We start from the raw sequence: 21,257 nt of genomic DNA on the forward strand, positions 1-21,257 counted from the left end.
GCCGCCCGACGCGCTGCCGCTGCGCCGCTCGTCGCCCTCGCGCCGCAAGCCATTGCGCTTCATCGCCTCAGAACTCGGTCCACGCTCCGCCGGTCGCGGCCACGGTGCGCTGCGTCCGCGACAGGGCAACGGGCGGACGCGGCGGCGTTGCGGCGCGCGCCGCGTTGGCGGCTGCCACGGCCGGCGCGGGTATGGTGTTGCTGGGCTTCAGATGGAAAAACGTCATCTGGCTCTGCAGTTCGTTGGCCTGCTCCTGCATCGCGCGCGCTGCCGCGGAAGCCTCCTCGACCAGCGCTGCGTTCTGCTGGGTGACCTCGTCCATCTGCATCACCGCGTGGTTCACCTGATCGATGCCGCTGGACTGCTCCTGGCTGGCCGCGGCGATCTCGGCCACGATGTCGGTGACCTTCTTCACACTGTCGACGATGTCGGCCAGCGCCGAGCCGGATTCGTCCACCAGCGCGCTACCGGCCTGCACCCGCGCGACGCTCTCGTTGATGAGCGCCTTGATCTCCTTCGCCGCCGCCGCGCTGCGCTGGGACAGGCTGCGTACTTCGCTGGCGACCACGGCAAAGCCGCGCCCTTGCTCGCCGGCGCGCGCAGCTTCCACGGCAGCATTCAGCGACAGCAGGTTGGTCTGGAACGCGATCTCGTCGATCAGCCCCACAATGTCGGCAATCTTCCGGCTCGAAGCGTTGATCTCGCCCATCGCCGCCACCGCCCTCGCAGCCACCGCACCGCCGCGTTCGGCCTGCTCGCGCGCGCCAAGGGCAAGCTGGCTGGCCTCGCTGGCGTTCTCGGCGTTCTGCTTGACGGTGGAGGTCATCTGCTCCATCGACGCAGCGGTTTCCTCCAGGCTCGACGCCTGCTCCTGTGTGCGCTGGCTAAGGTCGTCGTTGCCCTTGGCGATCTGGCTTGCCGCGGTACTGACCGCCTGCGAACCGTGCTGTACCTGGCCCACGATGCCGGTGAGGCGTTCGCGCATGCGCATCAGTTCATCCAGCAGGCTGCCGCTGACGAACGTCCTGCCGCCGTCATCGCCGCTCAGGTCACCGTTGGCGATGCGCGTGGCCATCGCCACCGCAAAGTCCGGCTCGCCACCGATGCTGCGGCGAATGCTGCGCATCGAAAGCCACACCATCAGGATTACCAGCAGGCCGACCAGGCCGGCCTTGGCCAGGTTCACCATCAGCGAGTGCTGGAACTGCGCGTCGATATCGTCGAAATAGGCGCCGGCGCCGAAGTGCAATCCCCACGGCTTGAAAAGCTGGGTGTAGGTGACCTTGCCCACGATGGCCTTGGTGCCGGGCTTGAGCCAATCGTAGTAAGTCAGGCCGTGGCCGTCCTTTACGTCGGTGTCGTGCATGGACTGGAACAGCAGTTTGCCGCGCTGATCCGTTTCATCGCGCACGCTCTTGCCCAGTTTGGCCCGCCATACAGGATGCATGGCCAGCACGTAATCGTTGTCGAACGCGAAGATGTAACCGGCGCCGCCGTCCCACTGCATGCCGTGAATCTGCGCCAACGCAAGCTTCTGCGCTTCGGGCTCGCTGAACTCGCCCTTGACTGCACGCTCGTGGAAGCCACCTGCCACCGATATCGCCGACTCGATCGCGCTGCGCAGGGTGCTCTCCAGCCCCTGCATCTGCCTGGCTCTGCTCTCGAATGCGTTCATCACGGTGAGGCTTGCGAGGCCCGCGATCACCACCACGACCACCCATGCCACCCGCGCATTCAGGCTCAGGCGACTCAGCGAAAAACTCCTCAACGACAACATCTTTCAACCTCGAAATGAGAAACTCAATGGGTGTGCATCACACAGGATTTCACGCTGCCTTGCTGCGCTGACCCAGCCGCACCACGCCACCCACATCGACGATCAGCGCGACCGAACCGTCGCTGAGAATGGTGGCGCCGGAGATGCCCTGCACGCGCTGGTAGTGCGCTTCCAGCGACTTGACGACGGCCTGCTGCTGGCCGAGCAGGTCGTCGACCAGCAGGCCCACACGCCGGCCGTCTTCCTCGATCACCACCACGATGCCGCGTTCGATGTCGGTGACCGCATCGCTGCAGTTGAAGGCTCGATGCAGCCGCATGACCGGCAGGTATTCGTCGCGGAAGTGGAACACTTCGCCGCCACCGGCGATCTTGCGCACCGCATCGGCGCGCAGCCGCAGCGACTCGACGATCGAGGTCAGCGGCACGATGTAGCGTTCGCTGCCCACCGCCGTGACCAGCCCGTCGATGATCGCCAGGGTCAGCGGCAAGGTGATTGTGAACGTGCTGCCCTTGCCGGATACGCTGCGCACGCCGACGCTGCCGCCCAGGTCGCGCACATTGCGGCGCACGACGTCCATGCCCACGCCGCGGCCGGAAAGGTCGGTGGCCTGCGCCGCGGTGGAAAAGCCCGGCTGGAAGATCAGCTCGGCCACCTCGGCGTCGCTGAGCTCCTGCCCCGCGGCGATCAGGCCGCGCTGCTGCGCCTTGGCCACGATCGCGGCATGGTTGAGGCCGGCGCCGTCGTCGCTGATCTGCACCACGATGTTGCCGCCCTCGTGGTATGCGTTGAGCTTGAGCGTGCCGGTTTCGGATTTGCCCGCGGCCTTGCGCTGCGCCGGCGACTCCAGCCCATGGTCGATCGCGTTGCGCACCAGGTGCACCAGCGGGTCGCCGATCTTCTCCAGCACCGTCTTGTCCAGCTCGGTGTGCTCGCCGTGCAGCTCCAGCCTGACCCGCTTGTCGAGCTTGCGCTCCAGGTCGTGCACCAGGCGCGGAAAGCGGTTGAACACGGAGGCGATCGGCAGCATGCGGATGCGCATGACGCTTTCCTGCAACTCGCGCGTGGCGCGTTCGAGCTGCACCAGCCCGTCGCGCAGCCGGCCCAGCTGGGACAGTTCGAATTTCTCGCCGATGTCGCTGAGCATGGACTGGGTGATCACCAGTTCGCCCATCATGTTGATCAGCGCGTCGACCTTGTCGATACCCACGCGGATCGAGCTGCCCTCGCCGGACGCGGCGGCCGTCTCGCGTATCGGGCGCGGCGCGGCCGCGGCCACCGGCGACGAGTCACCCGCTGTCTGTGCCGCGGCGTCGGCAGCGGCCACTTCGGCCAGCGGCGCGATGGTCAGCTCGCAGTCGCCATCGAGCCAGTCGAATACCGCATCGATGTCGGCACGCGCCACGGCGCCATGCAGGCGCAAATCCCAGCCCAGATAACACTGGCTCGGGTCGAGCTCGGCCAGCTGTGCCGGCGCGCCGTCGGTGATGGACGCGCGGATGACCTCCAGGCGACCCAGTTGCTGCAGTTCGCGGAACAGCCGCAAGGGATCGTTGCCGGTCTGCAGCAGGTGCGGCAACGCGGTGAACGCAATGTTCCACCCGCTCACCGGTGCAACCATCGACGCGGCAGCCGCTGCCTGCGCGACAACTTCGCCGCTGACCAGCTGCACCAGCTCGACGCGCAGCGCCTCGCTCTCGGCGTCGGCCACCGGCCGACCCTGGCTCGATCGCTCCAGCATCGCGCGCATGCAGTCGACCGAGCGCAGCAACACCTCGATCAGTCCGGCGTCCACTGCACGCCGCTCGCTGCGCACTTCTTCCAGCAGCGACTCGGCGACATGGGTGAACGCGGCCACGTCGGCGAACCCGAATGTCGCGGCGCCGCCCTTGATGGAATGCGCGGCGCGGAAGATGGTGTGCACCAGCTCGTGGTCGGTCGAACCCGAATCCAGCGCCAGCAATGCCGCCTCCATCGCATCGAGCCCTTCCCGGCTTTCCTCGAAGAAGGTCTTGTGGAACTGAGTCAGGTCGACCGCACTCATGGTATTCCTTAACCCAGCACGCGCTTGACGGTGGCCAGCAACTGTTCCGGATCGAACGGCTTGACCAGCCAGCCGGTGGCGCCGGCGGCCTTGCCTTCCATCTTCTTCTCGGTGTGCGACTCGGTGGTCAGCATCAGGATCGGCACGCCTTTGTACGCATCCATCGCGCGCAACTGGCGCACCATTGCGATGCCGTCCATCACCGGCATGTTGACGTCGGCCAGCACCAGCTCGAAGGCGCCGCCGCGCGCCGCATCCAGCGCCAGCTGTCCGTTCTCGGCCTCGGTCACTTCATGGCCGGCGCCGCGCAGGGTGAACGCCACCATGCCGCGCATCGAAGCCGAGTCGTCTACCGCAAGAATCTTTGCCATGCCACCACCTCGTTCAGGCCAGCGCTGCCGCCGGCAGGTTCAATAACTGCGCCAGCCCGAGCAGGCCGGCTGCTTCGTTCAGAGCATCACTCGTGCCATGCCAGCCCAGCGTGCCACCGCGTGCGTCCAGCTCGCGCCGGAAAAGCACCAGCAATTGCAACGCGGCGGTATCGACACGCTCCACCTGGCCGCCATCCAGCACGATGGCGTGCGCTCCCAGCGCACCCAGCAGCTCCGCCTTCAGGGCAGCCTGGGCTGCCATGCGGCAATCCGCCGGAAGCAGCAGGTGTGCCGCCTCGCCGGCATTCGCCGGCATGGCGGCGGATGCCTTTGCCGGCGGTGCGTTCTTGCCTTGGTGCCTCGCCGCAGGTTTGCCGGCCATGTCACGACTCCAACCGCGCTGTATGCGCTGACGTAGGCCTTATCGGCCAGCCGGGCGATCGCTTTAGTGGCGTGACGGATCGGCCGCCGCAGGACGTCGCCGGGCATTTGACGCTGTTGCACGGCAACGCGACGGGTTTGCGCTGGACAAACCCCTCAAGTTTGTCCGCGCGCCGCCGATGTCCTTCAGGACGACCCCTGCCGGCACCCGCGCCCGGCGCAGGAATCCACGTGAACATCCAACCGATCAGCCTTGCTGCGCTTACCTGGGCCGGCGCCGCCTCCGGCACCACCGCCCAGAGCTGGCGTATCGGCAGCGTGCTGTCGGCACGGCCGCTGGGAGTGAACCCGCTGGGTCTGCTGATACTGCAGATCGGCGCGCTGACCGTCGAGGCGGATGTTGCACAAGGCCAGCTGCCGGCGCAGTTCCAGGTGCGGGTACTGAGCCTGGGCGCGCAACCGCAGCTGGAGATACTGTCGCACCCGGCCGACCCGACCTTCCAGCGCGTCCTGCGCGAGCGGCTGCCGCAGCAGAACGGCTACGCGCCCTTGCTGGCCACGCTGGGTGCACTCGCCCAGCGGCCGGTGTTGCGTCAGCTGCCGCCGGAGCTGCGCACGACGTTGGCCTTGCTGGAACAATCCCTGCGCACACCCGCGGAGATCACCCGGGGCGAGGGCCTGCGCGAGGCGATCAGCCGCAGCGGCCTGTTCTTCGAGTCCAAGCTGCTCAGCCCGCATGCCAACACGCTTGCGCTGACCGGTGACGACTGGAAGGGTGCATTGCTGCGTCTGGCCGGGTTGCTCGATCGGCGCGCCGCCGCGCCGGCGCCCCCGAACCGCAGCGACACCGAACCCCCGCTGCTGCAGCGCGGCCTGCAGGCGCAACCGCGCATGCCGTTGCCGCCCGTTCTGGCCGAGGACGGCGTGGAGCTTCTGCTGGACCGGCTGCATGGTGACGTGAAGGCTGCGCTGGCGCGGGTGGAAGTGGCCCAGCTGGAAGCCAGCGCCAGCCAGCTGTCGGCCTGGATCATCGAGATTCCGCTGCAAGGCGACGGCGGCCGCGACGTGTTGCAGGTGCAGTTGGAATACCTCAGCGAGGCGGCCGAGGGTGGCCACGGCTGGACGCTGGGTTTCGCCTTGGACTTGCCGGCACTGGGCCCGGTGCAGGGCGAGCTGCAATTGCGCGAGCCGCGGCTGTCGGTGCGCCTGTGGGCCGAGCGGGCCGATACCGCCCAGCGGCTCGAACGCCAGTTCACTCCGTTGCGCCAGCGACTGGCCGCGTGCGGCGTGCTGCTCGACCAGCTGAGCTGCCAGGTCGGCCTGCCGCAGGCGCCTGGCCGGCACAGCGCCGTGCTGCTGCAGGCTACCGCATGAATACGCCACCGGCAGCGTTGCGCCGGGTCAGTCTGCGACTGGCCAGCGGCAGCGGCGAGGTGGCCGCGATGCCGCCCGAATCACTGGAGACCCTGCTGGCACGCGCGCAGGCACTCGGTGTTCCGCTGCATCATGATCCCCAGATTGCCGCCCTGCTGGCCGCGCTGCGGCTGCGCGACGACGTGCCTGTGCTGCTCTATGCAGCCGCCGCCTCGGTGCTTGCCGCAGTCTATGACGCGGCGGAGGAATAGACGGCCAGATCATCGAAAGGCGAAATGCGCGACGCTCACGCCGCTGCGCGTTTCCACAGGCTTTCCCAGCCCAGCCCGCGAAAGCACGGGCCCGCGGTCGCCTCCGAGAACTTGATGTCGTTGTATCTGGCGTTCCACTCCATGATCTTGGTCTGGTTGTCCTGATCGATGCAGACATCCCAGCCGACGCAAGGCATGTGCGGGCAGCTGGCGTGCAAGGATCGGCACAACTCCGCGGCAGCGCTGAAATGGGGGATGGCATGCCCGGCGAAACGAAACTGCGTATCCGGGTGTTCCTCGGTCCGGCGCCAGTTGTGCAGGTACGCGGTGTCATTCAGCGCGCCTGTCCGGATGTCGGCGGCGACCCTCACGTGGCTGCGGCAGCGCACGATCTCGTCGGCCGCCCGCCCCACCCTGAGATAGGCCGCCTTTACCGCCACGGTGCCATCGAGTTCCCTCGCCGTGGTTATGCGCACGGTGGCGGTGGATCCGGCGCTGATGGCCGCGAAGAATTCATGCTGCTTTATCGGCGCCTGAAAGACGCCGTCGACAAGCCGGTCATGGCCAGCCCGGGGGAAGTCCTCGCGAGTCATGATCACCACGTCCCGCCCCTGGCAGGAGTTGTCGCTCTTGAAGAAAACGCGCCCGTCCTGGGCGAACAGGAGCTCGATCAGATTCGTTTCGCTTATCGGCTTGAAGTCCCTGTCGTAGTAGATGCCGTCGATGACATAGGCGAGATCCGGCAGGGCTTCGGTATGGAGAATCCGGTTGGTGAAGGATTTCAGGTTCACCACCTTGGCCGCTCCGCCGGATTTCAGGGGTTCGACGACCAGTCCGTAGTAGTTGTCCGGGATCCAGCCCTCCTTGAACCCGCCGCTGATGGCGGTATAGACGTGCATCCATGGTGCGTACTTGGCGCTGCCAAGTACTTCCTGCGAGTACTCGTTGGCGAGCCTGAACAGCTTCCGGTCGGTCGGACCCTGCTGGCTTTCTATCGACCGCAGCACCGACCTCGCCCGGTAGTTGGAGCTCACCTGACGCAGCTCGCTGTAGACTCGCGATCCCGCTGCGGTGGTGACGTTCTTCAGTGATTCTGCTGACAGGCTCATGGCGGCGCTCCGTGGTGGAATGGCAGTTACTCCCGGTTGCCGCGGCATGCGTGCCGCTGGCGGTGACGGGCTTGGCGCAGATCGGTGGCGCGCAACCGGCACCGATGTGAGCCGGCACGCGCTAGCCATGGAGTTGCCGTGTGCAGGCGGTGGTCTCCCGGGTGCGCAGCCGAAGTCGATCCGGCTCCGCAGCATCGTGAAAACCTCCCCCCACGGCAGCGCCAAGCTCCGCCGGTCCTGCGTGGAGATACGCCGTCACCAATCAATGATTCGTGAAACCATCGGGTACGCCTGGCGATGGCAGGGCGAAGGATTCGCTGGCGGCGGCGTTCGCCGAGCCGCCGCCCTACGGATTGGCCGGGTGCATCTGCAGCACCAGTTTCGCCTCGTCGCGGGACAACCCGCAGCGGATGATCAACTGTTCGACATCGGCGCCTTCGCGGGCGAGTTGCTGGGCCAGTTCGTACGACTGTCGCGTCGGCGGCGGCTGCTGTTCGATCTGGCCCATCTGCCGCTCCAGCCGGCCCAGCGCCGCCACCAGCATCGAGGTCGGCACATCGGTGTACGCGTGCAGCGCGCCATGCGCCAGCGCGTCGATGCGCTGCTGCAACCGGCGCGACTGCCGCCACGAGAAGAACAGCACGGCCGATTGCGCCAGGCTCAGCAGCAGCAGGACCACCAGGCCGGCTTCAAGCATGATCGTCTTCTCCACCCAGCCGGCACAGCCGGCGCACGTCGAGCAAGGCCACGAAGCCGCCCTGCCAGGAGAGCACGCCGCTGACCGGATCATCGCGGCGGCTGGCCCGGCCGGGCGGCGGCGGTGCGATATCGATGCCATCGCTGCACAGCAATTCGCCTACCGCATCCACCCGCACGCCGACGCGCTGGCCGGCCTGCGCCAGCATCACGATGCGCACCAGTGCCGGGTCGCTCGGCGGCAAGGCCGGCAATCCCAGCCGCTGGCGGCCATCCAGCACCGGCACGATCCGTCCGCGCAGGTGGCGCACGCCCAGCAGGTCGTCGGCTGCACCGGGCACGGGCGTGATGTCGCCATCGCGGATGACTTCGCTCACGTCGATCAGCGGCGCCGCATACAGCTGCGTGGCGATGCGGAAGGTCAGCCAATGCTGACCGCCTTGATCAGTCGCGGAGGCCATGGCGCTCATGTGCGGTTTCCAGCTGAAGGGATCATCGAACAGGCCCGGTCAAAGTGGCGCGGCGGCGGTGTCGGCGTTTCTTTCGGAAGCAGGTGCTTTCGTGGTCGGCGCCGACCCGACGCGGACCGGCGGCGCGATGCCCTGCACGCGCATGGTGGGCAGCATGTCGACCGCCGGTGATGGCGGCCTTTCCAGCGTCGCGATTTCGGCGGCGTGCCGGGGATCGGCCTGCTCGCGTTTCGGCGTCGTGCGATTGCTCATCACCACCACCAGCACACGCCGGTTCTGGTTGCGACCATCGACGGTGGCGTTGTCGGCCTTGGGCCGCACTTCGCCCCAGCCGATGATGCCCAGCCGGTCCGCCACGACGCCGCTCAGGGCGAACAGGCGCGCTACGCTGGCGGCACGGGCCGCCGACAGTTCCCAGTTCGATGGATACTGCGGGGTATTGATCGGCACGTCGTCGGTGAAACCTTCCACCCGCAAGGGATTGGGGAAGCGCGCCAGGATCGTCGCCAGATCACGCAGCACCGCGTTGGCGGGCGCCGACAGCTGTGCCACGCCGCTGGGAAACAGGATGTCGGTGCGGATCTCGATTTCCAGCCAGTCCGGCTGGAGCCGCACGATCACCTGCTTGCGATCGATCAGCGGCTGCAGCGCCTTGCGCACCTGATCTTCGATGCGTCCCAGGTTTTCCTGCGGGTTCGGCGGATGGCCGGCATCGCGGCCCTTGCCGCCGTCCCTCGGCACCGGGTGCGGCGGGATCGGCACCGCGATCGGCACGATCGACGAACCGGGCTGGCCGGCCGGCGCGGCGATCGACGGGCTGATGTTGTGCGGCCGTACCTGCGTCGGAGGCAGCGGCGCAATCGCATGGCTGGAGCCGTTGAACGCCTCGATCAGCGATTCGGACATGACCCGGAACTTGCCTTCGTTGACCACCGACACGGCATACATCACCACGAAAAACGCGAGCAGCAAGGTCATCAGGTCGGCATAGGGGATCGCCCACGCCTCGTGATTGGTGTGCTCCTCGTGCTTGTGTTTCCTCATTCGACGTAGCCCTGCAGGCGCGATTCGATCTGCCGCGGGTTGTCACCCTGTGCAATCGACACCAGGCCCTCGATCAGGATTTCGCGCATCTGCGACTGCTTGCTTATCAAGCCTTTCAGCCGCGCCGCCATCGGCAGCATGAACAGGTTGGCCAGCGCGACGCCGTAGATGGTAGCCACGAAGGCGGCGGCGATGCCGTGGCCGAGCTTGCTCGGATCGGCAAGGTTCTGCATCACCGCCATCAAGCCCATCACCGCGCCGATGATGCCCAGTGTGGGCGAGTAGATGCCGGCGTTCTCGTAGACCTTGGCGCCGGCCAGGTCGATCGCCTCGCGCGTGTCGAGGTCGACCTCCAGCACGCTGCGGATGGCGTCAGGTTCGCCGCCATCGACCAGCAGCTGCAGACCCTTGCTGACGAACGGATCGGTTTCCGCCTCGATCTGCGGCTCCAGCCCCAGCAGACCCTGCCGCCGGGAGATCTCGCTCCAGCCGACGATGCGGCTGATCAGGTCGCTGGGGCGGTGCTGCGGCGGCCGGTAGACCATCCTCATCATCGACAGCGCATGCTTGAGCACCCTGCCCTGGTTCTGCACCAGCAAGGCAGCAAGCGTGCCGAAGAACACGATGACGAACGCTGCCGGATTCCACAGCGCGCCGACCGTGGACCCCTTCAGCACGGTGCCGAGGATGATCACCAGGAAACCCAGGATCGTGCCGATGATGCTTATCATGTCCATGCGATGAGTCAACCCGGTTGCAGCGAAGCGAACAGTTGCCCGGCGCCGCCGGCCAGGCCCGCCAGATCCATCACCAGCGCCAGCCGGCCATCGCCGGTGACAGTGGCGCCGGCGATGCCGGAGACATCGGCGAACAGCGGACCGAGCGGCTTGACGATGACGTCCTCGCGGCCGATCACGTCGTGCACCAGGCAGCCCAGCCGCTGATGACCGATGTGCAGCACCACCACGTGGCGACCCGCCGACGCGGAGGCGCCGACCCAGCCGGCGAGATCGGCCAGCGGCAGCGCGCGGCCGCGATGCTGGGCGACCAGGCGGCCATCGAGCAGGCGGTCCTGGCCGTCGGCGAGTTCAAAGACCTCTTCCACATTGCCCAGCGGCAGCGCCAGCAGACGCGTCTCCACACGCACCATCAGCACGCGCAGCACTGCCAGGGTCAGCGGCACGGTCAATTCCAGCTCGCTGCCATGGCCGCGGCGGGAACGCACCTGCAAGGTGCCGCCCAGTTCGGCCACGCGCGTCTTCACCACGTCCATGCCGACGCCGCGGCCGGAGATGTCCGAGACCGTCGCGGCGGTGCTGAAACCGGGGCGGAAAATCAGTTCGTAGCAATCGCTTTCGGTGAGCCGCGCCGCCTGCCCCGCATCGATCACACCCTTCTCCACCGCCTTGCGACGCAGGACTTCAGGGTCCATGCCGCGGCCGTCGTCGCTCACCGAGATGACGATGCGTTCGCCGCGCTGGCTGGCCGACAGGCAGATCCGACCCTTGCGCGGCTTGCCGGCGAGCTCGCGATCGGCGGGCATTTCCACGCCGTGGTCGAGCGCGTTGCGCAGCAGGTGCACCAGCGGGTCGGCCAGCGCCTCGACCAAGCCGCGGTCGAGGTCGGTCCCTTCGCCTTCCAGCACCAGCTCCACGTCCTTGCCCAGCTGGCGGGCCAGATCGCGCACGATGCGGGGAAAGCGCTGAAACAGGCGTCCCACCGGCTGCATGCGCATGCCCATCACCGCGGTTTGCAGTTCATCGGCGATCCGGTCGAGCTCGCCGGCGGCGGTGACCAGCGCTTCGCTGCCGTCGCGCGCCGCGAGGCTCAACAGGCGGTTGCGCACCAGCACCAGTTCGCCGGCGTGGTTGACCAGCACGTCGAGCCGGGCGGTATCCACGCGCACGGTGTTCTCCACCGGGACGGCATGACGCGCCGTCGGGGCGGCTGCAGCTTCCGGCGTGGCCCCGACCGGGGGCGGGACGGCAGCGGGCGCGGGCGCGGCGGCAGGCTGGCCGGCCTTGCCGTGCAAGGCATCGAGCAAGGCTTCGAATTCGTCGTCGTCGATGCCCGTCGCCGGGGCTGCCGCGGGCACCGACGCCGGCGCGACGGTGCCTGGCGCGGCCGTGCCGTACATGCTGTCCAGCAAGGCTTCGAATTCGCTGTCGTCGATCGGAGCGCCTTCGGCGGCGGGCATGGCGGCCACCGCGGGAGCCGTCGGGGCCGGAACAGGTGTGGTCCGTGGCAACAGCGAGGCCAGCAAGGCCGCCGGCGGCACGCTCAGCGGCGCATCGGCGCTCACCGCGGCCATCATGGCGTTGAGCAGGTCGAGCGCCTCAAGCAAGGCGTCCATATGGCTGGCGCCGATTAGCACGTTGCCGTTGCGGGCCTCGTTGAGCAGATCCTCGGCGTGATGGCACAGCACAACCATCGGCTCCAGCGCCAGGAATCCGGCGCCGCCCTTGACGGTGTGAAACGCGCGGAACACGGCATTCAGCAGCTCACTGTCGCGCGGCGCCGTTTCCAGCCCGACGAGCTGCTCGCCAAGGCGCTGCAGCAGTTCGCCCGCCTCGACAAGGAAATCCTGGCGAAGCTCCAGATCGAATTCCGCATTCATCGGGCCAGAGCCTGGTTATGCTCCCCAGGCACCCTGCGCCGCGAGCTGTCCGCGCGCAGGCCAGGGAAGAACGAAGGAGCCGACGTCGGTCCACGACGGAGTAATGACGCCGGCCCGCGCGCAAATCGACCCGGCCCTTCGGGTCGCCATCGGGTGGCTGCCATGCGGCAGCGCGCGGCTCGACCCGACGGCCAGTCAGGCGTTGCGCCACGCACTACCACCTGACGTCCACTCGATGACAACGCGGGGGGCTTGGGGACCATGACCAGGCTCTCGTCAAAACCCGAATTCGCTGAGCAGGCGATCGGCATCTTCCTGGCTGGATACCTTGACCGCACTGGCCGGCGCCTCGCTGCCGGCCAACGCGCCGGTCAGCCGCACCAGTTCCAGCAGCGAGGATTCGACCGTGCCGATGAAGCTGGCGACCTTCTTGATGCGCTGCCCGGTGAGGTCCTGCCACGACTGCGCCAGCACCATGTCGGCCAGCCCGTCGCGGCAGTTGCCGGCGAAGGCCATCGCCTCGCGCGCCAGCACGGCGGCGGCATCGTTGCCGTTCGTCCATTCGAGCACCTGGCCGGCATTGCTCATCAGCGATTCGGCCTGGGGCCGCATGCGCTCGGCAAAGTCGAGGCTGCGATGCGCGGCCTGCGCGCTCATCTCCAGCGCGTCCTGCAGGTGCTGGCGCGCGTCGGCCACGATGCCGGGCACGCCTTCCTGGGTCAGTTCGCCGCCGAGCCGCCGCACCGCGTCGTGCAGGTCGCGGGCCAGCTGGCCGAGCGCGCGGAACAGCCGCTGCTCGCGCTGGCGCACCATCACGTCCAGCGCCTGTTCGAAGGCGGGGCCGTCGGGGCTGTTGAGCAGCTCGCGCAGTTCGGTGGGCAGCGTGTCGTCGGCGGCGAGGGGGGAAATGAGGTTCATGCGCTGACTCCGCTGGCGGCGATCCGTTCGAAGATCTTGGTGAGCTTTTCCTTGAGGGTGACCGCGGTGAACGGCTTGACGATGTAGCCGTTCACGCCGGCCTGCGCGGCGGCGATGATCTGGTCGCGGTTGTTCTCGGCCGTGACCATCAGCACCGGCATGCCTTTCAGCGACTCCTCCGCACGGATCGCGCGCAGCAGGTCGATGCCGGTCATGTTCGGCATGTTCCAGTCGGTCACCACCAGGTCGAACGGCTGGCTGCGCAGCAGCACCAGCGCGTTCTCGCCGTCGTCGGCCTCCTGGATCAGCGGGTTGCTGAAACCCAGCTCGACCAGCAGGTTGCGGACGATCCGGCGCATGGTGGAAAAATCGTCCACCACCAGGATTTTCATGTTCTTGTCCAAACGCTTTCTCCACGTGCGGTACAGGCCGAGGTCCGGCCGCGGGGATGTAGGGGATTACTGGATCAACTGCGCCAGCCGGTGAGTCGTGCACGAAGCCGGATGACCGCCTGTCCGTGGATCTGGCACACGCGTGACTCGCTTACGCCCAGCACGGCGCCGATCTCTTTCAGGTTCAACTCCTGCTCGTAGTACAGCGACATCACGAGCTGCTCGCGCTCCGGCAGACCGCCGATCGCCTCGGCCAACGCCTCGCGCATGCCGTCGCGTTCGATGTTCTCGGAGGGGCTCAGGCCGCTTTCGTCGACCACGTCGAGCACCCCGCTTTCCTCGTTGTCATCCGAGGCAGTCAGGCTGAGCAGGCGCACGCAGGAGGCATCGGCGAGGACCTGGTGGTACTCCTCCGCGCTGATCCCGAGCCGCCTTATGACTTCCGCATCGTCCGCCTCGGCACCGGTCTCGGTCTCGATCTGGCGGATGACTTCGGCCACCTCGCGGGTCTTGCGGTGCACCGAGCGCGGCGTCCAGTCGGTACGGCGCAATTCGTCCAGCATCGCGCCACGGATGCGGATGCCCGCATACGTCTCGAAGCTGGCCCCCCGATCGTGGGCAAAGTGGCGCGACGCTTCCAGCAAACCGATCATTCCCGCCTGGATAAGGTCACCCACGTCGACGCTGGCCGGCAATCGCCCCATCAGGTGATAGGCGATCCGCCGGACCAGCGGCGCGTGCCGACGTACCAGTTCGTCGGCACTCTCGCGGGAGAGTTGCAGATACTCCGAAGCCACACTCATCTCGGGACCCCATCGGCCGGTGCGATCCGGCCACCAAAGAAGGCGATCCGGTCGAGACCTGTGCGGTCGGGTTCCGCCCATTTATCGACCGCACCGGCCATTTTCTTGAATGCCAGTGCCGACTGGCTCGAAGGCCACAGGTCGACGACCGCGCATTGCCTGCGGATGGCCTGGCGCAGACGCTCGTCGTGCGGCACCCATCCACTGAAATCGATCACCACGTCGAGGAAGCGGTCGCTGACCCGCGCGAGCTTCTGGTGCAACGCCCGCGCGTCGCCTTCGTTGCGCACCATGTTGGCGACCATGCGGATGCGACGCACGCCGAAATCGCGGCTGAGCACCTTGGTCAACCCGTAGGCGTCGGTCAGCGAGGCGGGTTCGTCACAGACCACCAGGATCACTTCGGAGGCCGCCGCGGCAAACATCGTCACGTTGTCCGACAGGCCAGCGGCGGTGTCCACCAGCAGGAACTCCGGCGGCCGTGCCAGTTCATCGAACGCGCGGATGATCGCCGCGTGCTCGCCATTGTTCAGCTGCGCCAGCCGGCGCGTGCCGGAGCCGGCCGGCACCACCTGGAGGCCGCGCGGCGCCGGCAGCAGCAATTCTTCCAGCGTACAGTCGCCATCGAGCAGGTGCCCGATGTGGCGCGATGGCGTGAGGCCCAGCATCACGTCGACATTGGCCAGCCCCATGTCGGCATCCAGCAGCATCACGTCGCGGCCGGACATCGACAGCGACATGCCCAGGTTCACCGCCACGGTGCTCTTGCCGACGCCGCCCTTGCCGCCGGCCACCGCAATCGCGCGGCAGTGGCGCTGCGCCGGCGCGGCGGTCAGCAGGCTGCTGGCCTGATGATCGCCGGACACTGCCGCCGTCGGCGCGATGTGGCCGACCATGTTGGACAGCATCTGCTTCAGTCCCGAAGCCTGATCCATGGCAAGTACTCCGCTCATGCGCTTGCCACGGCAAGGCCGAAGCGCTCGGCCATCAGGCCGTCGTCGGGCACGTGGCTTTTCAGCGACTGCGCGGCACGGCAAACCAGTACGCGCGCATCCGCCGTGGCGATGTCCTCGGGCACGCGCTGGCCGTCGGTGGTGTAGTCCAGTGGCAGCCGGTGGCGGATCAGCACCGACAACGCGCCTCCCAGGTTCGGCGCCTCGTCGAGCTTGGTCAGGATGCAGGCATGCGGCTTCAGCGGCAGGTAGGCGCGCACTGCATCGTCCAGCGACTGCGATTGCGCATTGGCCGCCAGCACCAGGCAGGCGCGCAGGTCGCTGGCATCGGCCAGGATCTCCACTTGCTGGTTGAGCCGCGGGTCGCTGCCGGCGACGCCGGCGGTGTCGATCAGCACGGTGTGGCGGCTGCGCAGCATCTCCAGCACCTTGCGCAGGCTTTCCGCATCGTAGGCCGGATAGACGCGCACGCCGAGCAGCCGCCCGTAATGTTCCAGCTGGGCCGCGGCACCGATGCGGTAGTGATCGGTGCTCACCAGCGCCACCTGGTCGGCGCCGTGGCGCATCACGGCGCGCGCCGCCAGCTTGGCGATCGTGGTGGTCTTGCCCACGCCGGTGGGACCGACCAGCGCGGTGACGCCGCGATCATCGCCGGACAAGCCACGCCCGCTCACCGCCAGGTGGCGGCTGAGCATGCCCAGCGGCAGGTAGCGCGCCTGCTCGGCGTTGATCGGGTCGGGCAGTTCGTCCACCAGCGCACGCGCTACATCGGCCTCGATGCCCAGGCGGGTCATCTCGCGAAGCACGCGCGCGCGCAGCGGCTGGCGCCGCTCCAGGTCATTCCAGGCCAGGCTCGACAGCTGCATCTCCAGCATCTCGCGCATGCTGCCCAATTCGCTGCGCAGCTGTGCGGTGTCCTGCGCTGCCCGCTCCATCAGCGGCCGCATGCCCGGCGGCTCGACCGCCACTGCCACGGGGGGCGCGGCGGACCTGCGCGGCGTGCGCGCGACGGGCCCGGCCGCCGCGACGTGAACCTGCCGCGGCGCCGTGTCGTCCTTGTCGGCCGGGGGTGTCTCCGCGGCCGTCGCGCCATGGCGCGATGCCTCGCGCATCAGCGCTTCGTCGTAGTCGATGGCGGCGATGACCTCGATGCCGTCCTCCATGCGCCGGGTGGACAGGATCACCGCTTCGGGCCCCTGCTCCTCGCGGACTTCGCGCATCGCCTGACGCATGTCGGCGGCCACAAATCGTTTGATCTTCATTGCTTGCTCCGCCAGCCGGAAAGGGGAATCGCGAAAGGGGAATCGTCACGATCGGATGCGCTGCCAGACCGCAGCGTCATTTGCTCTTTCGACTCCGGGCTTTTCATCGAACGATCCCTTGCTGGGTCTACCGACCCAAGGCCTGTACCAAACGCACCCGACGGTTGTCGGGCACTTCGTTGTAAGCGAGTACGTGCAGGTTCTGTGCCACGTGGCGAGTGAATCGCGCGAGCCATGGCCGCAACAGCGGCGCGACCAGCAGCACCGCGGGTTCCCCGCTCAATTCCTGCCGGCGCGCGGCGTCGGCCACGCTCTGTTGCAGGCGGTCGGCCAGGCCCGGTTCCACCGCGGCACCAGCCACTCCGCCGCCACTGGCGAGCGAGCCGAGCAGGATCTGTTCGAGCTCCGGCGCCAGCGTGATCACCGGCAGCTCGGTGCCCAGCCCGGTGATCTCCTGCAGGATCTGCCGGCCCAGCGCCACGCGCACGGCGGCGGTCAGAACGCCGGGATCCTGACTCTGCGCCGCGTGCTCCGCCAAGGATTCGACGATGCTGCGCATGTTGCGGATCGGCACCCGCTCGGCCAGCAGGTTCTGCAGCACCTTGACCACCACGCCCAGCGACAGCCGCTTGGGCACCAGGTCCTCGACCAGCTTCGGCGCGGTGGCGGCGAGCCGGTCCAGCAACTGCTGCACGTCCTGGTGGCTGAGCAGCTCGTGCGCATGGCCCTGCAGGATGTGCGACAGATGGGTGGCGATCACCGTGGCCGGATCGACCACGGTATAGCCGTAGCTCTGCGCCAGCTCGCGCTGCCCGCTTTCGATCCACACCGCCTCCAGCCCGAACGCCGGGTCCTGCGTGGCGATGCCCTGCAAGGTGCCGTGCACCTGGCCCGGGTTGATCGCCATCAGGCGCTCGTTGTGCACCTCGGCCTCGCCCATCGGCACGCCCATCAGGGTGATCCGGTAGGTGTTCGGGCCGAGGTCGAGGTTGTCGCGGATATGCACCGCCGGCACCAGGAAGCCCAGTTCCTGCGACAGCTTGCGGCGCACCGACTTGATCCGCCCCATCAGCTCGCCGCCCTGGTGCACGTCGACCAGCGGAATCAGCCGGTAGCCCACTTCCAGGCCCAGCGGATCGACGCTGGCCACATCCTCCCAGCCCAGCTCCAGCCGCTCGGTCGGCGCCGTGGCGACCGGCTTCTCGGCGATCGACTCCGCCAGCCTGGCGCGGGTATCGCGCTCGCGCTTCAGCAGCATCCATGCCGCGCCGGCGCAGGCCGCGCCGAGCAGCAGGAACGCCACGTTGGGCATGCCGGGGATCACTCCCATCACGATCAGCACCGCCGCCGCCACGCCGAGCGCGCGCGGCTGGCCGAACACCTGGCCGATCACCTGCTTGCCCATGTCCTGCGACTTCGATACGCGGGTGACGATGATCGCCGCGGCCACCGACAGCATCAGCGCCGGCACCTGCGCCACCAGGCCGTCGCCGATGGTCAGCAGGGTATAGGTCTTGGCCGCCTCGCCGGCGGACAGGCCGTGCTGCATCACGCCGACGAAGAAGCCGCCGACGATGTTGATGATCAGGATCAGGATGCCGGCGGTGGCGTCGCCGCGCACGAACTTGGAGGCGCCGTCCATCGAGCCGTAGAAGTCCGCTTCCTCGCGTACTTCCTGGCGGCGCTCGCGCGCCTGTTCCTGGGTCAGCAGGCCGGCATTGAGGTCGGCGTCAATCGCCATCTGCTTGCCGGGCATGGCATCGAGGGTGAACCGCGCGGTCACTTCGGACACGCGGGTGGCGCCCTTGGTGATCACCACGAAGTTGATGATGGTGATGATCGCGAACACCACCAGGCCGACCGCGAAGTTGCCGCCGATGACGAACTCGCCGAATGCCTCGATCACCTTGCCGGCGGCGCCGGGGCCGTCATGCCCGTGCAGCAGCACCACGCGGGTGGAGGCGATGTTCAGCGCCAGCCGCAGCAGGGTCGCCATCAGCACCACGGTGGGAAATGCGGCGAACTCCAGCGGGCGCATCACGTAGACCACCGCCAGCAGGATCACCAGAGACAGCGCGATGTTGAAGCTGAACAGCATGTCGAGCAGGAACGGCGGCAGCGGCAACATCAGCATCGCCAGCATCACCAGCAACATCACCGGCGCGCCAACGCCACGTCGCGCCAGGTGTTTGAAGTTGCCTAGTACGTCTGCACCCGTCATGGATTTGACTCGTCGTTATTCGCGGTAAGGCCCCATCAGCTCGGGATCGACCTCGGGGGTTGGCGCTGCCGGTGGTGTCTCGCCCTGCGCCGCGGCCTGCTTCAGCTGGTAGACGTAGGCCAGGACCTGGGCCACCGCCACATACAGCGCAGCGGGGATCTCGCGACCCAGTTCAGTGGTTGCATACAAGGCGCGTGCCAACGGCGGCGACTCGACCATCGGGATGCGATGACTGCCTGCCACCAGGCGGATCTGCTGGGCCAGCACGTCGACGCCCTTGGCGATCACCCGCGGCGCGCCCATGCGGCCGTCGTCGTAGCGCAGGGCCACGGCAAAGTGGGTCGGGTTGACCACCACCACGTCAGCCCTGGGCAGTTCCTCCATCATCCGCCGCCGCGATTGCGCCTGCTGTACCTGGCGAATGCGCCCCTTCATCTCGGGGTTACCTTCGCTCTCCTTCATCTCGTCCTTGATCTCCTGCTTGGTCATGCGCAGGTTCTTGGCGTGGTCGAACTTCTGGTACAGGGCATCGATGCCGCCGATCAGCGCCAGCATCGAACCGAACCACAACGCGGCGCGGCCAAGCAGGCCGATCGACTGCGCGATCCCCGCCACCACCGAGCCGCGGCCGGTCGCCTGCAGCTCGTCCTGCCAGTGGCGCAGCAGCAACAACAGCACCGCGCCGATGAAGATCAACTTGAGCAACGCCTTGCCCAGCTCGACCAGCCCGCGCATGGCGAAAATGCGGCCCAGCCCCTTGATCGGGTCGAGCCGCTCGAACTTCGGCTGCAGCGCCTGCGCGCTGAAATTCAGCCCGCCCAGCAACAGCGGCGCGGCCAGCGTGGCCAGCATGGTGGCCACCGCCACCGGCGCGAACAGGCTCAGCGCCTCGCTCATCGCCGCATGCAGCGTGCGTCCGGGCAACACGTCGGAGAACAGTGCCTCGCGCGAGTAGCCCAGCCCCAGCGAGAAGATCCGCCGCGCGTGCAGGAACGCGCGCTCGCCGCCGTTCATCAGCGCCGCCACGCCGGCCAGCACCACGATCGCACCGGACAGGTCGCGCGATCGCGGAACCTCGCCCTTCTCGCGCGATTCGCGCAGCTTTTTTTCGCTGGGTTCTTCGGTTTTTTCCTGGTCGCTGTCGTCCGACATCGGCGTCAGCTCCCCAGCAGGTTGCGCATCATCGACCAGGCGTCGTTCTGCAGCGCCTCGAACGCCCCCGGCAGGCTGCGCAACGCCAGCCATAGCGCGATGAAACCCAGCGAGACGGTGATCGGGAAACCGACGGCAAAGAGATTCATCGACGGCGCCGCACGACTGATCGCGGCAAAGCCGATGTTCACCACCAGCAGCGACGTCATCGCCGGCAGCGCGACGCGCACCGCGCCGGAGAACAGCTCTCCGCCGAAGCCGACCACCGCATGCAGCGCGTTGGCGTTGATCGCCGGCATTCCTGGCGGCAGGCTGTGGAAGCTGTCGGCCAGCAACGCGATCAGGCGCAGATGGCCGTCCATCGCGACAAACAGCAGGGTCACCAGCAGCAGGTAGAACTGGCTCAACACGGTGGAACTGCCGCCGGCCTGCGGGTTGACCACCTCGGCAAAACCCAGGCTCATGCTTTGCGCCACCAGCTCACCGCCAAAGGACACCGCCTCGAACACCAGCTTCAACACGAACCCCACCGCGGCACCGACCAACACCTGCCCCGCCATGGTCGCCACGCCATCGCCACTCAGCGGATCGATCGTGGCCGGCGCCAGCGGCGCGAGCACCAGGGTCAGCACCACCACCAATCCAATCCGGATCCGCACCGAGATCACGGTGGCGCTGAACACCGGCGCCACCAGGCACAGGCCCGTCACTCGGCCCATCGCCCAGAACAGGCTGCCTAGCCACATCGGCAGTTGCGCCAGGTCCAGCGAAGTCATCTGACGGCGCCCGGCAGGCTCTCGATCAACTGGGTGGTGTACTGCACCAGCAGCCGCAGCATCCACGGCCCGGTGATCAGCGCCACCAGCGCCATCGCGATCAGTTTCGGGATGAAGCTCAAGGTCATTTCGTTGATCTGCGTGGCCGCCTGGATCACGCCCACCAGCAAGCCGACCGCCAGCGCGGTCAGCAACAACGGCGCGGCCACCAGCATCGCCACGTAGAGCGCGTGCTGGCCGATTTCCATGATGGATTCGGGGGTCATGGTGCGACTCCGGCGATGCCTGCGCACCCGCTCGTCTGTAGGAGCGACTTCAATCGCGATGCTTTTGCTGTCTCCAGAGCGAAGAGCAGTCGATCGCCTGCGGCGACCGAGTTACTTTCTCTTTGCGTGGCCAAAGAGAGAGATAACCAAAGAGAAAGGCCACCCCGCTTGGCGCTTGCCGGGCATCCATGCCCGGCAAGTCCGTGAGCGCCGGCCGGGTTTTTCGACAGGGCATCGGGCAACCGCTCCTGCGTTGCCTCAACTCGGGCATCCATGCCCTCGCCATGCCCTGGCGAAAAATGATCGGCATCCCTGCCGATCACCCTTCGGGCCTGTCGTCCGTCCCTCACCGCCGCACAGGGGCCCCGGTAGAGCGGCGC

General features: G+C 67.6%; 21 protein-coding genes. 2 read left to right on the forward strand and 19 right to left on the reverse strand.

Features of this window, described 5'->3' with window-relative positions:
- Positions 1-67: 67 nt before the first annotated feature.
- From ACFPME_RS09395 to ACFPME_RS09410, 4 genes are read right to left on the reverse strand one after another with little or no spacing between them, the layout of a single operon-like run.
- A complete protein-coding gene (locus ACFPME_RS09395; protein ID WP_377304505.1) occupies positions 68-1,777 on the reverse strand; it encodes a methyl-accepting chemotaxis protein in 1,710 nt (569 codons plus the stop codon).
- A gap of 49 nt (positions 1,778-1,826) precedes the next feature.
- Positions 1,827-3,821, reverse strand: a complete 1,995-nt coding sequence (locus ACFPME_RS09400) for a chemotaxis protein CheA (protein ID WP_377304508.1) — start codon at positions 3,819-3,821, stop codon at positions 1,827-1,829.
- Between the two features lie 8 nt (positions 3,822-3,829).
- Positions 3,830-4,192: a response regulator gene (locus ACFPME_RS09405; RefSeq protein ID WP_377304510.1), complete on the reverse strand. Its 363-nt coding sequence runs from the start codon at positions 4,190-4,192 to the stop codon at positions 3,830-3,832.
- Positions 4,193-4,205: 13 nt separating this feature from the next.
- Positions 4,206-4,574, reverse strand: coding sequence for an STAS domain-containing protein (locus ACFPME_RS09410; protein ID WP_377304512.1), 369 nt, complete (start codon positions 4,572-4,574; stop codon positions 4,206-4,208).
- A gap of 230 nt (positions 4,575-4,804) precedes the next feature.
- Between ACFPME_RS09410 and fliK the strand changes: the two genes are divergently transcribed.
- Both fliK and ACFPME_RS09420 read left to right on the forward strand, forming a co-directional pair.
- Positions 4,805-5,947, forward strand: a complete 1,143-nt coding sequence (gene fliK / locus ACFPME_RS09415; protein ID WP_377304514.1) for a flagellar hook-length control protein FliK — start codon at positions 4,805-4,807, stop codon at positions 5,945-5,947.
- Entirely contained in the window at positions 5,944-6,198 is a 255-nt protein-coding gene (locus ACFPME_RS09420; protein WP_377304516.1) for a flagellar biosynthesis protein, read from the forward strand. Before fliK ends, ACFPME_RS09420 begins: the two co-directional genes overlap by 4 nt.
- Positions 6,199-6,233: 35 nt before the next feature.
- Here the strand turns inward: ACFPME_RS09420 and ACFPME_RS09425 are convergent, their stop codons facing one another.
- From ACFPME_RS09425 to fliQ, 15 genes are all read right to left on the reverse strand, one after another.
- Positions 6,234-7,355, reverse strand: coding sequence for a sugar-transfer associated ATP-grasp domain-containing protein (locus tag ACFPME_RS09425; RefSeq protein WP_377304518.1), 1,122 nt, complete (start codon positions 7,353-7,355; stop codon positions 6,234-6,236).
- Positions 7,356-7,653: 298 nt separating this feature from the next.
- Positions 7,654-8,004 carry a DUF2802 domain-containing protein gene (locus ACFPME_RS09430; RefSeq protein ID WP_377304520.1) on the reverse strand — a complete coding sequence of 117 codons (351 nt, stop codon included), beginning with the start codon at positions 8,002-8,004 and terminating at the stop codon, positions 7,654-7,656.
- Entirely contained in the window at positions 7,997-8,473 is a 477-nt protein-coding gene (locus ACFPME_RS09435; RefSeq protein ID WP_377304522.1) for a chemotaxis protein CheW, read from the reverse strand. The genes ACFPME_RS09430 and ACFPME_RS09435 overlap by 8 nt, the downstream gene beginning before the upstream one ends.
- Positions 8,474-8,512: 39 nt before the next feature.
- Positions 8,513-9,517 carry a flagellar motor protein MotD gene (gene motD / locus ACFPME_RS09440; RefSeq protein WP_377304524.1) on the reverse strand — a complete coding sequence of 335 codons (1,005 nt, stop codon included), beginning with the start codon at positions 9,515-9,517 and terminating at the stop codon, positions 8,513-8,515.
- Complete coding sequence (locus ACFPME_RS09445; RefSeq protein WP_377304526.1) at positions 9,514-10,254, reverse strand: flagellar motor protein; 741 nt, start codon at positions 10,252-10,254, stop codon at positions 9,514-9,516. Before ACFPME_RS09445 ends, motD begins: the two co-directional genes overlap by 4 nt.
- A gap of 8 nt (positions 10,255-10,262) precedes the next feature.
- Entirely contained in the window at positions 10,263-12,134 is a 1,872-nt protein-coding gene (locus ACFPME_RS09450) for a chemotaxis protein CheA (protein ID WP_377304528.1), read from the reverse strand.
- Positions 12,135-12,410: 276 nt separating this feature from the next.
- Complete coding sequence (locus ACFPME_RS09455) at positions 12,411-13,052, reverse strand: protein phosphatase CheZ (RefSeq protein ID WP_377304530.1); 642 nt, start codon at positions 13,050-13,052, stop codon at positions 12,411-12,413.
- Positions 13,049-13,456 (reverse strand): chemotaxis response regulator CheY, encoded by a 408-nt coding sequence (locus ACFPME_RS09460; protein ID WP_343853047.1) that lies wholly within the window; start codon positions 13,454-13,456, stop codon positions 13,049-13,051. The genes ACFPME_RS09455 and ACFPME_RS09460 overlap by 4 nt, the downstream gene beginning before the upstream one ends.
- Before the next feature lie 62 nt (positions 13,457-13,518).
- Positions 13,519-14,247 (reverse strand): RNA polymerase sigma factor FliA, encoded by a 729-nt coding sequence (locus tag ACFPME_RS09465; protein ID WP_377304533.1) that lies wholly within the window; start codon positions 14,245-14,247, stop codon positions 13,519-13,521.
- Entirely contained in the window at positions 14,244-15,182 is a 939-nt protein-coding gene (locus tag ACFPME_RS09470; protein ID WP_377304535.1) for a MinD/ParA family protein, read from the reverse strand. The genes ACFPME_RS09465 and ACFPME_RS09470 overlap by 4 nt, the downstream gene beginning before the upstream one ends.
- A 14-nt stretch (positions 15,183-15,196) precedes the next feature.
- Entirely contained in the window at positions 15,197-16,462 is a 1,266-nt protein-coding gene (flhF, locus tag ACFPME_RS09475; protein WP_377304537.1) for a flagellar biosynthesis protein FlhF, read from the reverse strand.
- A gap of 127 nt (positions 16,463-16,589) precedes the next feature.
- Entirely contained in the window at positions 16,590-18,683 is a 2,094-nt protein-coding gene (gene flhA / locus ACFPME_RS09480; protein WP_377304539.1) for a flagellar biosynthesis protein FlhA, read from the reverse strand.
- Positions 18,684-18,698: 15 nt separating this feature from the next.
- Entirely contained in the window at positions 18,699-19,835 is a 1,137-nt protein-coding gene (gene flhB / locus ACFPME_RS09485; RefSeq protein ID WP_377304541.1) for a flagellar biosynthesis protein FlhB, read from the reverse strand.
- 5 nt (positions 19,836-19,840) lie between these two features.
- Positions 19,841-20,611 carry a flagellar biosynthetic protein FliR gene (fliR, locus tag ACFPME_RS09490; RefSeq protein WP_377304543.1) on the reverse strand — a complete coding sequence of 257 codons (771 nt, stop codon included), beginning with the start codon at positions 20,609-20,611 and terminating at the stop codon, positions 19,841-19,843.
- Complete coding sequence (fliQ, locus tag ACFPME_RS09495; RefSeq protein ID WP_140653449.1) at positions 20,608-20,877, reverse strand: flagellar biosynthesis protein FliQ; 270 nt, start codon at positions 20,875-20,877, stop codon at positions 20,608-20,610. Before fliQ ends, fliR begins: the two co-directional genes overlap by 4 nt.
- Positions 20,878-21,257 lie beyond the last annotated feature (380 nt).

It is taken from the genome of Rhodanobacter umsongensis, from assembly GCF_042654965.1.
Lineage (GTDB): Bacteria > Pseudomonadota > Gammaproteobacteria > Xanthomonadales > Rhodanobacteraceae > Rhodanobacter > Rhodanobacter umsongensis.

Coding starts and splice junctions, on each gene's coding strand:
- ACFPME_RS09395 (WP_377304505.1), bottom strand. CDS start 1,777: ATGTTGTCGTTGAGGAGTTTTTCGCTGAGTCGCCTGAGCCTGAATGCG.
- ACFPME_RS09400 (WP_377304508.1), bottom strand. CDS start 3,821: ATGAGTGCGGTCGACCTGACTCAGTTCCACAAGACCTTCTTCGAGGAA.
- ACFPME_RS09405 (WP_377304510.1), bottom strand. CDS start 4,192: ATGGCAAAGATTCTTGCGGTAGACGACTCGGCTTCGATGCGCGGCATG.
- ACFPME_RS09410 (WP_377304512.1), bottom strand. CDS start 4,574: ATGGCCGGCAAACCTGCGGCGAGGCACCAAGGCAAGAACGCACCGCCG.
- ACFPME_RS09420 (WP_377304516.1), top strand. CDS start 5,944: ATGAATACGCCACCGGCAGCGTTGCGCCGGGTCAGTCTGCGACTGGCC.
- ACFPME_RS09425 (WP_377304518.1), bottom strand. CDS start 7,355: ATGCCGCGGCAACCGGGAGTAACTGCCATTCCACCACGGAGCGCCGCC.
- ACFPME_RS09430 (WP_377304520.1), bottom strand. CDS start 8,004: ATGCTTGAAGCCGGCCTGGTGGTCCTGCTGCTGCTGAGCCTGGCGCAA.
- ACFPME_RS09435 (WP_377304522.1), bottom strand. CDS start 8,473: ATGAGCGCCATGGCCTCCGCGACTGATCAAGGCGGTCAGCATTGGCTG.
- motD (WP_377304524.1), bottom strand. CDS start 9,517: ATGAGGAAACACAAGCACGAGGAGCACACCAATCACGAGGCGTGGGCG.
- ACFPME_RS09445 (WP_377304526.1), bottom strand. CDS start 10,254: ATGGACATGATAAGCATCATCGGCACGATCCTGGGTTTCCTGGTGATC.
- ACFPME_RS09450 (WP_377304528.1), bottom strand. CDS start 12,134: ATGAATGCGGAATTCGATCTGGAGCTTCGCCAGGATTTCCTTGTCGAG.
- ACFPME_RS09455 (WP_377304530.1), bottom strand. CDS start 13,052: ATGAACCTCATTTCCCCCCTCGCCGCCGACGACACGCTGCCCACCGAA.
- ACFPME_RS09465 (WP_377304533.1), bottom strand. CDS start 14,247: ATGAGTGTGGCTTCGGAGTATCTGCAACTCTCCCGCGAGAGTGCCGAC.
- ACFPME_RS09470 (WP_377304535.1), bottom strand. CDS start 15,182: ATGGATCAGGCTTCGGGACTGAAGCAGATGCTGTCCAACATGGTCGGC.
- flhF (WP_377304537.1), bottom strand. CDS start 16,462: ATGAAGATCAAACGATTTGTGGCCGCCGACATGCGTCAGGCGATGCGC.
- flhA (WP_377304539.1), bottom strand. CDS start 18,683: ATGACGGGTGCAGACGTACTAGGCAACTTCAAACACCTGGCGCGACGT.
- flhB (WP_377304541.1), bottom strand. CDS start 19,835: ATGTCGGACGACAGCGACCAGGAAAAAACCGAAGAACCCAGCGAAAAA.
- fliR (WP_377304543.1), bottom strand. CDS start 20,611: ATGACTTCGCTGGACCTGGCGCAACTGCCGATGTGGCTAGGCAGCCTG.
- fliQ (WP_140653449.1), bottom strand. CDS start 20,877: ATGACCCCCGAATCCATCATGGAAATCGGCCAGCACGCGCTCTACGTG.